Raw genomic sequence first — 12,244 nt, 5'->3', positions numbered from 1 at the left:
ATGGCTAGTGATTGACTTTTTGTCTTTTTATGATTGATAATTATCAAACAGATATACCGATAACTTGAACGAGTGAGTATGCTTTATGCATAAGGACGATGTCGACAGACTTAGAAAGCTTCCGCTCTTCGCAGAGATGGCGGACGTGAATTTCGAGCGAATTATTCGGCCGAGCTTCGTTCAGTCCTTCCCCGCACGAACAGTTCTTCTCAAGGAGGACGAAGCGGCTGACTTCCTGTTTGTGGTTCTGGACGGACTTGTCGTCATGTCCGCAAAGTCTGGTGAGAGCGAAACTGTCCTTGAAGTGTTGCGCATGGCCGATGTTTTCATACTGGCCGCCGTTTTGAACGACGACATCTGCCTGCAGACAGCCCAGACTCTGACCTCGTCCCGTATATTGATGGTCCCATCCAGTCTTGTTCGCGGTATATTGAACGAAGATAACGGGTTTATGCGCGCCGTCGTGTTTGAGACGGCGAGAGCCTACCGGAAGCTGGTCAAGGAGTTGAAGGCACACAAACTGCGCAGCAGCGCGCAACGCCTTGCCAATTGGATCATCAGGGAATCGCTCACTGCCGAGAACAATGATGTTGTGGTCTTACAATATGAAAAGCGAGTTCTGGCTTCCTATCTCGGGATGACACCGGAAAACTTGTCACGCAGCTTTGCCAGCCTTGCCGACTATGGGGTGACAACCCAGTCTTCCAGCATCAAAATTGGGGACTACAACAAGCTTTGGCAGTTTGCATCGCCCTCGCCGCTCATTGATCGTCATGAGCCGCTGCTACAATCCAAAACATAAGGATGCACCCTACCCTTATGCCTCAAGCCAAGTTGGTAACCCAAGTGCTACGTGACCTGTCTTTGCGGCCTCTGCGCAGCTCGCAAGACTACCAAAACGCACCGCACGGCCAGACAGACCCGGCCCATAATGTGCGTATTTTCCGGAGTTGGTCATCAGCGCTTTGGCCGCGACCGGGAAAACCGGTTCGGAAATGGAACACCAACAGAGATCCGGGATCACCTGAACGCCCGCGGCTTCCAGCCTTTGCAATGTTCCATCTTCGCGCGCCACAGCTATAACCTGACGCCCCGCGGTGATAATGGTGGTTGTGACCGCTTTACCGTCTCGTAGAGCGTCTGCAAAAGCGCGGCATTCCTCAAGCGAAGCGTGCGGGCTGCCGACGGCTACCAGTTCCACTGCATCTGGACCATCGTTCAGAGACTTCCATCCGTCCGCCATGTCGTGACTTGTGATGGAGGCGGTATCGGCTGAGGGCGAAACAAAATGCGCTTCCGGTGTAACGCCTTCGACATGCAGCATGGGTGCAGCGGAAGTCGTACCGAAGGCCGCACACATGGCTTTTAAATTTTCCGGTGTCGGCTTGGCTTCCCTGAGCCCTTTCAGGAGTGGAATCCGATCCGGCGAAACCTTGCCCGCGAGATAACCAATCAAGGGCCAGAAAGCGTCGTCGAACCCTTCGGGTATATCCACGTGAATGATACGCTGCGCAAATCGACGTTGATCAAGATAAACGCCCGACAGTGGCGCGCGTCCCGTCATGGCAATGCAGAGATCAAGAAAATCGGGATGCTTCGCCGTGCGGGCCCCAAGCACAGTGTTTGCATAGATGACTGCATTGCTTTCGGCCCATGCAATCGTTTCCCCCATTTTCGGCGCCGTGTCCAAAAGGTAGGGCGAGCAGGTAAATGTGTTCTGACACCCCATCCGCACATAGGCATCGGCAAGCCGTGCGGCGGGCCCCCCAAAGGATGCAGGCACACCTTGCGCCTGCCAATGTTCGCGATCAACGGAAATGGCATTCATTGTCGTCGGTACGCGAACCCGCGCACCCATATCCGCCATCTTCTCGGCGAAGATCAAGTTGGCCGGGCTTGCATAGATGCAGCCGTCGATATGCGCCTGCGCAACATCGATCAGGCGTTCTGCACCTTGGTTTTCTGCCATCGCGCAGATAATTTCCATGGCGAGCTTGGTGGCATCTCCATCTGCGCCCGCCATCATGGCTTGATCAGCTGCCGAAAGTTCGAGCCTCGTTTCCTTTGACCCCACGAGCGGCAGGGTAAAGCCGGGAGCGGTTAACTTGGTCGGCGTGATCTTGACCTCCGGCTCCTTTCGTAAGCGCTCCCAGTCCTCCGGTGGCAGGCGCAAAACGGGTAGAGGATGGTCGAACATCTTGTCGGCGATTAGTGCCCCCAGAGTCACCACATCCTCAGTCTGGGAGAAAATCAGCGCAGCCGGTGCCATGCCATTCAATGCCAGATCAAGCAGCACGCCCGAGCCCGTACAGGAACCACGCGTTGATGGCATCATCAGCGCAGCGCCTCTGATACTCTGCCCGTGGAGGGGATGGTGCACGTCGATGATTTTACCAGAAGCAGGATCAATCCCACCCCAAAAGCTGAGCGGTTCGGTTGTCGCCAGGATTGGCCCTTCGGCGGTTCCGGGCAGAATGCTACGGGCTGTTGCGGTCATGTTCACCTGTCGCTTGCCTCGTTTGATTTCTGAATGATCTCGGCCAATATGGCGACCGCGATTTCGGCAGGTGTCGCGGCTTTGATATCCAGCCCTATGGGCGATGAGATCCTCGCCAGATCAGTGGTATCGTGCCCGAGTTTCTTCAGGTTTTCCATGCGTTGGGCATGGGTTCGACGACTGCCCAATGCGCCAATGTAAAAGCAATCCGACTGCATTGCCAGTGATAGCGCCGGTTCGTCAATTTTGGGATCATGTGTAAGCGTGGCAACCGCAGTATACCGGTCCAGCGGGCTGTCGCGAAACGCCTCCTCCGGCCAGACTGCCTTAAGAGCGGCCTCCTGAAACCGCAACGGCATTGCAAAGGCGGTCCGCGGGTCGATGACCTCCACATCAAAACCCGTCATGGTGGCCATCTGTGCAAGATGCTGAGCGATGTGAACTGCCCCCACCAGTTTCAGCCGCAATGCCGGTCGGTATATATTGATGAAATACCGTCGATTGTCGGCCACAAAAGAGAGCGCCTTACCGGTTTGAAACGCCTGTCGAACGTGCAGTTGAAACGCACTAGAAACATTCTCAGAATCCCGCACAAGCTCAGTGCGTCCCTGGTCCAGATCGGTCAATGTCGCTACGAGCAAACGGCTGGCGCGTAGCTCATTCAGTTCCGCAAGAAGAGAGCTTTGCATCAATCGAGCTTCTCCACATAGACCCTGATCTTGCCCCCACAAGACAGCCCCACGCGCCATGCTGTTTCATCGGCAACGCCAAACTCCAGCAGCTTTGCCTTTCCGGACACTATCGTTTCCAGAGCCTCTTCAATGACTGCACCTTCGACACACCCCCCGGAAACCGAGCCTTCAAAATTGCCCAATGCGTCGACAACAAGATGACTGCCTGTGGGACGTGGCGCCGATCCCCACGTTTCAATGACGGTGGCGATCGCTACCCCTTTGCCATTCTGGCGCCAATGGAGCGCGACAGCCAACGGGTCCTTGGCAATACCAAAACTATGTTCAGACAATTCGTCCACCGGCATTCACGACAGCCTCTGTCGTATCCACGTCAATTCTAGCAGCAGACCCAATGGGTACATCAACGATAGGGAGTTCGCTCGCCACAATGATATGCCTTGCACCCACATCGCCCGACAGGGCGGAAATGGCTTCGAAAAGCTGATGCGGGATAATAACGGGGTTGCCACGCTCACCCTCGTCGGTAACGGCGCGAATGACAGCGTTTCCGTCGTGCTGGCGGAAACGATCAATCATCATGCGAATGTGCTGCGCGCTGACCGCAGGCATGTCTCCCAGATGGATCATCAGCCCGTCGCAGTCCGCCGGTGCTGCCCCAAGCGCAGCTTTGATCGAACTTGCAAGCCCAAGGGCATAAGCCGGATTGTGAACGATAGAGACGTCAAGCCCTCGAAGCGAAGCCGCAATTTCGTCTGCCATATGACCAGTGACGGCAATCACCCGGCCACGATCAGCTTCTACCGCATTTTCAACCGACCGGCGCACCAGCGGCTTGCCATCAAAAATGGCGAGAAGCTTGTTCGCCCCGCCCATACGTGAGGATTGCCCGGCGGCCAGCACAGCAATCATGACCGCAAGATCGCGTTTTCTGCTCGCTCTACCATCGCGCGGCGCAATGCGCGCCGGGCTATCGAGCAAAAGACCGCCGACGCCCATCGCTGCAATGTCCTTTGGCATGACACTCATCCCCGCCATCAAGCGGTCGAGAACCCAATCGAACCCATTCTCCTTGACGCTCCGGGCGCAGCCGGGAGCGCCGATCACCGGCTTACCGTCGATTTCGCCAAGGACCAGCAGATTGCCGGGATCCACGGGCATCCCGACATAAGTAACCGTGCCCCCAGCCTCGCGAATGGCAGTCGGGAGGACATCGTTCCTGTCCGCAACAGCCGATGCGCCGAACACAACGACAATGTCGGAAACCTCAGCTGCATCTTGTATGGCGCACGCCATCGGCTCCGCCGCATGGGCAACCCGAAGTTCTGTCGCCACGGCTCCAAGATTCACCGTCAAACGCGCTTCAAGCACTTGACGGGTTTTATCCAGAACACTTGTTTTCAAAGCCGTGTCCGTTCCCTGAACAAGCCCGACAGTGCGTCCGCTGAAGGGTTCAACGCCGAGCATATTCTTGTCGCGACACAGCGCAAGCACTGCTGCGACGGAACTCTCCGGGACGGCATAGGGAATGATCTTAATTGTCGCAACCACCTGCCCGGCACGAACGCGGTCAAACTCGCGCAAGGTCGCCAGTGTTATCGACGGATCGATAAAATTCACCGCGTCCACAAGCTTCCGGTTGACGGTGAAGACACCGGCTTCTCTTGCAAGAAAATTCACCCGCCCGGTCGTGGCCGCAGAACAAATAATGCCCTTTCCCGATATTGCAGATGCGATCTGGGCAGCAGCGTCGTTCTCCGTAACATCGCCTGCTTCCAGTTGGGCCGACACCACGCTGCCATGTCCCTCCTTTCGGAGAAATTCGATATCATGCGCGTTGAGAACATGCCCTTTGGGGAAACTCCTCCCACCCACAACCAGCCGATGTGCGAGAATAGCGTTCAATGCCTCGTCGAGCGGTGTTGCCCCGAAAACCATGCGCTATCCTTCCCCCAAAGCCACGCCGGATCGCCGAAGCTCTTTCTGTGATCTGGTCGCCATTTGGCTCCGCGAGAGCCCCCGCTCCCTTATATGCCGGAGCTTCATCATTTGTCACGATGCGCTCTGAGCGTTTATGCGGTTTCAGATATGTCTATTCATCGTCGGGCAATCCTTGCTGGAGTTCGGCAAATTTGGCAGCCATTGTCGGATTACCGCGGGTAAGCCGCTTGACCGTCAGGTCCTCAGCCTTATCGTTTGCCAGTCTTAGATTATTGGCCGACTTGTGAAGCGCTTCTTTTGTTTTCTCGAGATCCTTGATCGCTTCATCTATGCGTTTGACTGCTTCCTCAAAACCGTCAGAAGCCAAACGCCAATTGCGCCCGAATGCAGCTTTGAAGTCGTCGAGCTGGCTTTCGAAATTTGTGATGTCGACATTTTGTGCCTTCACCAATGCCAGTTCGGACTTGTATCTGAGCGAGTTCATCGCTGCATTGCGCAGCAGCGTGATGATTGGAATGAAGAACTGCGGCCGGACGACGTACATTTTCGGATAACGATGGGATACATCGATGATCCCCGTGTTGTAGAGTTCGCTTTCAGGCTCAAGCAGCGAGACCAGAACCGCATATTCGCAACCTTTCGCGCACCGGTCCTTGTCGAGCTCTTTGAGAAAATCTTCGTTCTTTTTCTTGGTCGCGGTCTCGTCGTTCTCATTCTTCATCTCAAACATGATCGAAACGATTTCAGTGCCCGCATCGTCCATATCGCGGAAGATAAAGTCGCCCTTGCTACCGCTGCTCGCGTCATTATCCTTCTCAAAATATGCGCGAGGGAAAGCAGTCGCACGAATACGGTCGAACTCGGTTGCACAGTGCTGTTCCAGAGTCTCGCCGATCATTTTTGTCGATAGTTTCGCTTTCATATCCCGCAGGCGCTCGATTGCCTCGTCGCGATCCTTGAGCTGCGTCTCGTATTTGTCTTTGAGCGCTGTCTCGGCAAGTTGCTTTTCAAGTGCCACCCGGGCAAGCCCGTTCTTCAGTTCATCGCGCTCTTTCTCAATCGCGCTGACGGCTTCGGTGACGGCAAGTTTTTGAGAAATCTCGCCGGCATCGAGTCTGGTCTTCAAGCCCTGAATCTCTTCATTCTTGGTGGAAGCCGCTTTCTGCAGTTCAGAAAGAAGCTTTGCCTCGGCCAGTTTAGACGTGGCTTCGTTGTCACGCCTGACGCTTTCAAGCTCGTGCAAAAGAGCATCACGTTCTTTCTCGATGGCCCCCAGAGCCTCGGCTACGGCAAGCTTCTTCGCGACTTCCCCGGATTCAAGCCTTGTCTTCAGTTCCTGGATTTCTGAATCCTTGGCTGCGGCGGCTTTCTGCAGTTCATTGGCAACCTTGGCCTGTGCAAGCTCGACAGCATTCCGCTTGTCCTGCTCTGCTAACTCCAGGCGCTCGCGCAATTGCTTCTCGAAATCACTGTCTCGAACCTGCTTTAGAATATCTGCATATCCAGCTTCATCGATTTTGAATGCCTTGTTGCAATGCGGGCAGATGATTTCGTGCATGATAATTTCCGTTAGCCTTGGCCAGAAATTCCTGCAGAAACTCCAGCTGCCATTGATCCGCGTCTTGTGAACGATCGCCGCACTTTTAGCAAATCTGCAATCAATTCAATCAATTCAGATTAAAAAATAATCAACTAGAAAATTGATTAATAAATAGACCGATAGCTATTGCCAATGCAACGCCGCTACGGCATCAATGCAGCATGAAGCAGCCGGACCTGACCATTCTCATTATCGATGAGAACGCCATTCGCTCCTCGATTATTGAGGAAGGATTGCGCGAGGCAGGCCACGGGAAAGTCGTGGTGATCAACGAGATGCACGGCATAGCGCGAATAATTGAAACGCTAAATCCCGATGTGATTGTGATCGACATAGAAAACCCCAATCGCGACATGATGGAGCATCTGTTTCAGCTGACCCGCACCGTAAGCCGTCCGATCGCCATGTTTGTCGACCGTTCTGACACAGCCTCTATCGAGGCAGCGGTGGAGGCGGGCGTTTCCGCCTATATCGTGGATGGGCTGAAGAAAGAACGCGTGAAGCCCATTCTCGATATGGCCGTCAGCCGGTTCAATGCGTTCAGTCGCTTACAGCGTGAGCTTGCGGATGCAAAGTCGGCACTGGAGGAGCGCAAGGTGGTGGAGCGCGCCAAAGGCATTCTCATGAAAATGCGCGGCCTGTCCGAAGAAGACGCTTTTGCCCTGCTGCGACAGACTGCGATGAATGAAAAGAAGAAAATGTCCGACATTGCGCAAAGTATCGTGACCGCAGCCGGACTGCTGATGAAATAGCTTTAGATTTCAGAACCGGGGCAAATATTCCGGGAGTATGCAAGTGAACATGCCGACCAGATTGACCAAGACCGGAAGCGGGCTTGCCGCGCCAGCAGGCATAGCAGGCAAGGAAATCAGGACGCTGCGCGCCGGGTTTATTCCTCTGGTGGACGCTTCCGTGCCAATTGCAGCGGCAGAGTTTGGTTTTGCTCGAGCGGAAGGCTTGAACCTTGATCTCGTCAAGGATGTCTCATGGGCGAATGTCCGTGACAGGCTCGCTTTCCGGCAATTCGACATTGCACACATGCTTTCACCCATGCCCGTGGCATCCATGCTGGGGCTTGGCTCCAATCCATCGCCGACGATAACTCCGTTCTCGCTGGGGCGCGGTGGCAACGCCATCACCCTGTCAGTGCGCCTTTATGAACGGATGCGCACAATCGCCGATCTACCGGAAGCCGCTGATGCGCTGGAAAATGCGCAGGCGCTCGCATCCGTCGTGCACGACATGAAATCACGCGGCGAACCACTCCTGACGCTGGCAATGACCTATCCTTTCTCGTCGCATAATTACGAGTTTCGCTACTGGCTGGCGGCAGGAGGCATTGATCCTGACCGCGATGTAAAACTGGTTGTCGTGCCGCCGCCATTGACCTCGGACGCTCTGGCGTCAGGTGCTATCGACGGCTTCTGCGTTGGAGCGCCATGGAACATGGTGGCCTCAGAACGGGGCGCCGGGCGCATTGTCGCTGCCAAACAGGATATCTGGCCAAGCGCGCCCGAAAAAGTCATCGGCATGCGCCCGGAATGGGCTGAGACCCACCCCGAAACCGTTGCCCGTTTGATCGTCGCCCTTGATAAGGCTGCGCGCTGGTGCGACCGCATCGAAAACCATGATGCGTTGGCCGAGACTCTGGCAGACGAGCGCTATCTCGGCGTGCCGCAGCATATCATCCGCAACGTACTTGCCGGGACATTCAATCTCGATGCGCGCGGGAACCAGCGTGTCATCGAACATTATTTCGACTTCCATGCCGGTTTTGCCAATTGCCCCCGCCCCAACGATGCGATGTGGATTTATAGCCAGATGGTGCGCTGGGGACAGGTAGCGGCATCGCAAGAGGTGCGGGAAAAAGTGACCCAGTCCTACCGGCCAGATCTTTACTGTGCAGCGCTCGGGATCGCCCATTCACCCTTCATACCGGGCACGGTAGAGGGGACACATGCGGATGATCGTTTTATGGACGGCAGGGTTTTCGATCCGGCTGATATCGATGCGTATGTGCGCGATTTCGATGTGCGGCGCGAGACATTCGCCGATCCGCACGCAGCAGAAGATTAACCCGCGATGCCCAAATTGATTGCACGCCGGGCCGCATATCTTGTCGTGATCGCCTAAATTAAAGTCATATCTATATTGACGCCTAGCCACGGCTGTCTATTTTCGCATCCCTTTAAACTTCGTATTTTCAATTACTTGCAAATATTTTAAAAGTCTGGCACGTTCCTTGCTTGTTAGATTTATGCACCGGTCAACGGCGACCGGAGCAACAAGCGAGCCACATACCGCTCCTGTCACGACACCGACGTCGCAAGGAATTGCACCACGAACGCAAGGTTCGGGGATGCGATCTCCAGGCGACGTTTTTTTGTGCCCAGATTTGAGACGGCGGAACGAACAGTCACCAAGGCCAGCATAGGGGAAGCCAGCTGATGACAATGCATGAGAAGGCAGAAACCACGACCGGGATCACCCGGCGCAACATTTTGAAAGCCAGCGCCACAGCGGCACTCTTCACCGCCATCCGTTCGGCCTTTCCCGGCGGCGCTTTCGCGGCTGCCAGCGGGCCGGAAGTCAGCGGCGCGAAGCTTGGTTTCATCGCGCTGACCGATGCAGCCCCGCTGATTGTGGCCAAGGAAAAAGGTCTGTTCAACAAGCACGGCCTGCCGGACGTCGAGGTTGCCAAGCAGGCGTCATGGGGCGCCACGCGCGACAATCTTGTGCTGGGCGGAGCATCGAACGGCATTGATGGCGCACACATTCTCTCCCCGCTCCCCTATCTGATCCATGCTGGTAAGGTAACGCAAAACAACCAGCCGGTGCCGATGGCCCTGCTGGCGCGGCTGAACTACGACAGTCAGGCCATTTCGGTTGCGAAGGAATATGCCGACACCGGTGTTCAGCTCGATTCATCAAAGCTGAAGGCCGCCTTCGAAAAGAAGAAAGCTGAGGGCAAGGAGGTGAAGGCCGCAATGACCTTCCCCGGCGGCACGCATGATCTGTGGATTCGCTATTGGCTCGCTGCTGGCGGTATCGATCCCGACAAGGACGTTTCCACCATCGTGGTGCCGCCACCGCAAATGGTCGCCAATATGAAGGTCGGCAATATGGACCTGTTCTGCGTTGGCGAGCCGTGGAACGAACAACTCGTCAATCAGGGCATCGGCTTCACAGCCGCGACGACGGGCGAAATCTGGAAGCATCACCCGGAAAAAGCGCTTGGCATGCGCGCGGACTGGATTGAGAAAAATCCGAATGCCGCCACGGCACTGCTCATGGCTGTGATAGAAGCGCAGCAGTGGTGCGAAAGCATGGATAACAAGGCCGAAATGGCTGAGATACTCGGCAAGCGCCAGTGGTTCAACGTACCACCGAAAGACGTGCTGGGCCGCCTCAAGGGCGATATTAATTACGGCAACGGTCGTGTTGCGCAAGGCACGGATTTGCAAATGAAATTTTGGGCGAATGGGGCGTCATATCCGTTCAAGAGCCATGACACTTGGTTCATTGCCGAGAATATTCGCTGGGGCAAGTTCGCGCCGGACACCGATATCAAGGCGCTGGTCGATCAGGTGAACCGTGAAGATATCTGGCGCGAAGCCGCCAAGGATTTAGGCGTTGCGGTAGCCGATATTCCGGCTTCGACCTCGCGCGGCAAGGAAACATTCTTCGACGGCAAGGTCTTCGATCCTGAAAACCCTTCCGCCTATCTCGACAGTCTCGCGATCAAGGTTGCGTCCTGAGCAAATCGGGCGCGCGACAGCGCGCCTCTCCCACCTTCGAACAGGAGCGTTGCATGTCCGCCGTGCTGAAAGATCAAACCATCGTTACGCCGCTGACGCCCAAGACGACAAAGGCCACCGGGAATATCGTCCGGCTGGCCAAACAGCCCAAACACGTTTTCGATATCGGCGCGCTCGTACGCGGCGCGGCGCGAAACATTCTGCCACCGCTGGTGGTGCTCGCCGTGCTGCTCGGCGTCTGGCAGATATTGTGCGCGGCCCCCGACGCTTCCCTGCCCGCGCCATCCAAGGTTTGGGAGGACAGTTACGACCTGATCGCCTATCCCTTCTTCAATTACGGTTCGCAGGATATCGGGCTTGGCTGGCGCGTACTCGTTTCGCTGGAACGCGTTGCCTATGGCTTCGGTCTTGCGGCCATAGCAGGTATCGTGATCGGCGCAGTCATCGGTCAGTCCGTCTGGGCCATGCGGGGCCTCGATCCGATCTTTCAGGTGTTGCGCACGGTGCCGCCGCTGGCCTGGCTGCCATTGTCGCTTGCCGCCTTCCAGAACGCCAACCCATCGGCGATTTTCGTCATCTTCATCACATCGATCTGGCCGATCATCATCAACACGGCAGTTGGCGTGCGCAATATTCCGCAGGATTATCGCAACGTCGCCAAGGTGCTGCGGCTCAACCAGTTCGAGTTCTTCTTCAAGATCATGTTGCCATCGGCGGCGCCCTACATCTTCACGGGTCTGCGGATCGGTGTCGGCCTCTCATGGCTCGCCATTGTGGCTGCCGAAATGCTGACCGGCGGTGTCGGCATCGGTTTCTTCATCTGGGACGCGTGGAACTCGTCACGCCTGTCCGACATCATCGTCGCTCTCGCCTATATCGGCCTTGTCGGTTTCGCGCTCGACAAGCTGGTTGCGGCCCTCGGGCGGCTCATCACCCGCAGCACTTCTGCAAGCTGAGGAGAAGAGATATGAGCGCCTATCTCAAGCTTGACCATATCGACAAGCATTTTGACCGCTCGGAAGTCCTGAAAGACATCAATCTTTCAATCTCCAAGGGCGAGTTCGTTTCCATCATCGGTCACTCCGGTTGCGGAAAATCCACGCTTTTGAACCTGATTGCCGGGCTGACGCCGGTTTCGTCCGGCGCCGTGTTGCTTGAAAACAAGGAAGTCAACGAGCCGGGACCGGAACGGGCGGTGGTTTTTCAGAACCATTCACTGCTGCCATGGTTGTCGGTTTATGAAAACGTCAACCTTGCCGTGACGAAGGTTTTCCGCTCCAGAAAGACCAAAGCCGAACGGCATGACTGGGTGATGGCAAATCTCGATCTTGTCCAGATGGCGCATGCCAAGGACAAGCGCCCGTCGGAAATTTCGGGTGGCATGAAGCAGCGCGTCGGCATCGCTCGCGCCTTGGCCATGGAACCGAAAATTCTGCTGCTCGACGAACCATTCGGCGCGCTCGACGCGCTGACCCGTGCCCATCTTCAGGATGCGGTGATGGAAATCCATGCCCGGCTCGGCAACACCATGGTGATGATCACTCATGATGTGGATGAGGCGGTGCTGCTCTCCGACCGCATCGTAATGATGACCAACGGCCCGGCGGCGAAAATTGGCGAGGTTCTGGATGTCGCCATCCCCCGCCCGCGCAACCGCATCGAGCTGGCCTCCGACCGCACCTATCTGAAATGCCGCGAGGCTGTTCTGAAGTTCCTTTACGAGCGTCACCGCTTCGTGGAAGCTGCGGAGTAAATT

Annotated in this window: 11 protein-coding genes; 6 read left to right on the top strand and 5 right to left on the bottom strand. The window is 55.9% G+C overall.

Features of this window, described 5'->3' with window-relative positions; genetic code table 11:
- Window positions 1–85 precede the first annotated feature (85 nt).
- A complete protein-coding gene (locus HWD97_RS10270; protein WP_319080250.1) occupies window positions 86–802 on the top strand; it encodes a cyclic nucleotide-binding domain-containing protein in 717 nt (238 codons plus the stop codon).
- Window positions 803–817: 15 nt separating this feature from the next.
- Here the strand turns inward: HWD97_RS10270 and HWD97_RS10265 are convergent, their stop codons facing one another.
- The 5 genes from HWD97_RS10265 to HWD97_RS10245 all read right to left on the bottom strand — a co-directional run bounded on the left by HWD97_RS10265 (window position 818) and on the right by HWD97_RS10245 (window position 6,688).
- Entirely contained in the window at window positions 818–2,497 is a 1,680-nt protein-coding gene (locus HWD97_RS10265; RefSeq protein ID WP_371834998.1) for an aconitase X, read from the bottom strand.
- 2 nt (window positions 2,498–2,499) lie between these two features.
- Entirely contained in the window at window positions 2,500–3,186 is a 687-nt protein-coding gene (locus HWD97_RS10260; protein WP_124915401.1) for an XdhC family protein, read from the bottom strand.
- The gene (locus HWD97_RS10255; protein ID WP_124915400.1) at window positions 3,186–3,536 is read right to left on the bottom strand and encodes an XdhC family protein; all 351 of its coding nucleotides are present in this window, start codon (window positions 3,534–3,536) and stop codon (window positions 3,186–3,188) included. The genes HWD97_RS10260 and HWD97_RS10255 overlap by 1 nt, the downstream gene beginning before the upstream one ends.
- Window positions 3,514–5,127 carry an NTP transferase domain-containing protein gene (locus HWD97_RS10250; RefSeq protein WP_371834997.1) on the bottom strand — a complete coding sequence of 538 codons (1,614 nt, stop codon included), beginning with the start codon at window positions 5,125–5,127 and terminating at the stop codon, window positions 3,514–3,516. Before HWD97_RS10250 ends, HWD97_RS10255 begins: the two co-directional genes overlap by 23 nt.
- Window positions 5,128–5,281: 154 nt before the next feature.
- On the bottom strand, window positions 5,282–6,688 hold the full coding sequence (locus HWD97_RS10245; protein WP_371834996.1) for a DUF2130 domain-containing protein: 1,407 nt from the start codon (window positions 6,686–6,688) through the stop codon (window positions 5,282–5,284).
- Window positions 6,689–6,891: 203 nt separating this feature from the next.
- On the opposite strand from HWD97_RS10245, the gene HWD97_RS10240 reads away from it, so the two are divergent.
- The 5 genes from HWD97_RS10240 (at window position 6,892) to HWD97_RS10220 (ending at window position 12,241) form a co-directional block, all read left to right on the top strand.
- On the top strand, window positions 6,892–7,482 hold the full coding sequence (locus tag HWD97_RS10240; protein WP_124915397.1) for an ANTAR domain-containing response regulator: 591 nt from the start codon (window positions 6,892–6,894) through the stop codon (window positions 7,480–7,482).
- A 49-nt stretch (window positions 7,483–7,531) separates the two neighbouring features.
- The gene (locus HWD97_RS10235; protein ID WP_371835005.1) at window positions 7,532–8,806 is read left to right on the top strand and encodes a CmpA/NrtA family ABC transporter substrate-binding protein; all 1,275 of its coding nucleotides are present in this window, start codon (window positions 7,532–7,534) and stop codon (window positions 8,804–8,806) included.
- Window positions 8,807–9,177: 371 nt separating this feature from the next.
- Window positions 9,178–10,488 carry a CmpA/NrtA family ABC transporter substrate-binding protein gene (locus tag HWD97_RS10230; RefSeq protein ID WP_124915396.1) on the top strand — a complete coding sequence of 437 codons (1,311 nt, stop codon included), beginning with the start codon at window positions 9,178–9,180 and terminating at the stop codon, window positions 10,486–10,488.
- A gap of 53 nt (window positions 10,489–10,541) precedes the next feature.
- On the top strand, window positions 10,542–11,444 hold the full coding sequence (ntrB, locus tag HWD97_RS10225; RefSeq protein ID WP_319080252.1) for a nitrate ABC transporter permease: 903 nt from the start codon (window positions 10,542–10,544) through the stop codon (window positions 11,442–11,444).
- A gap of 11 nt (window positions 11,445–11,455) precedes the next feature.
- Complete coding sequence (locus HWD97_RS10220; protein ID WP_371834995.1) at window positions 11,456–12,241, top strand: ABC transporter ATP-binding protein; 786 nt, start codon at window positions 11,456–11,458, stop codon at window positions 12,239–12,241.
- Window positions 12,242–12,244 lie beyond the last annotated feature (3 nt).

The sequence above is a fragment of the Ochrobactrum sp. C6C9 genome (assembly GCF_022627935.1).
GTDB classification, from domain to species: domain Bacteria; phylum Pseudomonadota; class Alphaproteobacteria; order Rhizobiales; family Rhizobiaceae; genus Brucella; species Brucella teleogrylli.
Note: the sequence above shows the minus strand (reverse complement) of the source record. Positions and strands in the feature narration are given on the sequence as shown.

Bases quoted from the DNA above. Each gene is read 5' to 3' on its own strand.
- HWD97_RS10265 (WP_371834998.1), bottom strand. From the start codon at position 2,497: ATGACCGCAACAGCCCGTAGCATTCTGCCCGGAACCGCCGAAGGGCCA.
- HWD97_RS10250 (WP_371834997.1), bottom strand. From the start codon at position 5,127: ATGGTTTTCGGGGCAACACCGCTCGACGAGGCATTGAACGCTATTCTC.
- HWD97_RS10270 (WP_319080250.1), top strand. From the start codon at position 86: ATGCATAAGGACGATGTCGACAGACTTAGAAAGCTTCCGCTCTTCGCA.
- HWD97_RS10260 (WP_124915401.1), bottom strand. From the start codon at position 3,186: ATGCAAAGCTCTCTTCTTGCGGAACTGAATGAGCTACGCGCCAGCCGT.
- HWD97_RS10240 (WP_124915397.1), top strand. From the start codon at position 6,892: ATGAAGCAGCCGGACCTGACCATTCTCATTATCGATGAGAACGCCATT.
- HWD97_RS10245 (WP_371834996.1), bottom strand. From the start codon at position 6,688: ATGCACGAAATCATCTGCCCGCATTGCAACAAGGCATTCAAAATCGAT.
- HWD97_RS10235 (WP_371835005.1), top strand. From the start codon at position 7,532: ATGCCGACCAGATTGACCAAGACCGGAAGCGGGCTTGCCGCGCCAGCA.
- HWD97_RS10220 (WP_371834995.1), top strand. From the start codon at position 11,456: ATGAGCGCCTATCTCAAGCTTGACCATATCGACAAGCATTTTGACCGC.
- ntrB (WP_319080252.1), top strand. From the start codon at position 10,542: ATGTCCGCCGTGCTGAAAGATCAAACCATCGTTACGCCGCTGACGCCC.
- HWD97_RS10255 (WP_124915400.1), bottom strand. From the start codon at position 3,536: ATGCCGGTGGACGAATTGTCTGAACATAGTTTTGGTATTGCCAAGGAC.
- HWD97_RS10230 (WP_124915396.1), top strand. From the start codon at position 9,178: ATGACAATGCATGAGAAGGCAGAAACCACGACCGGGATCACCCGGCGC.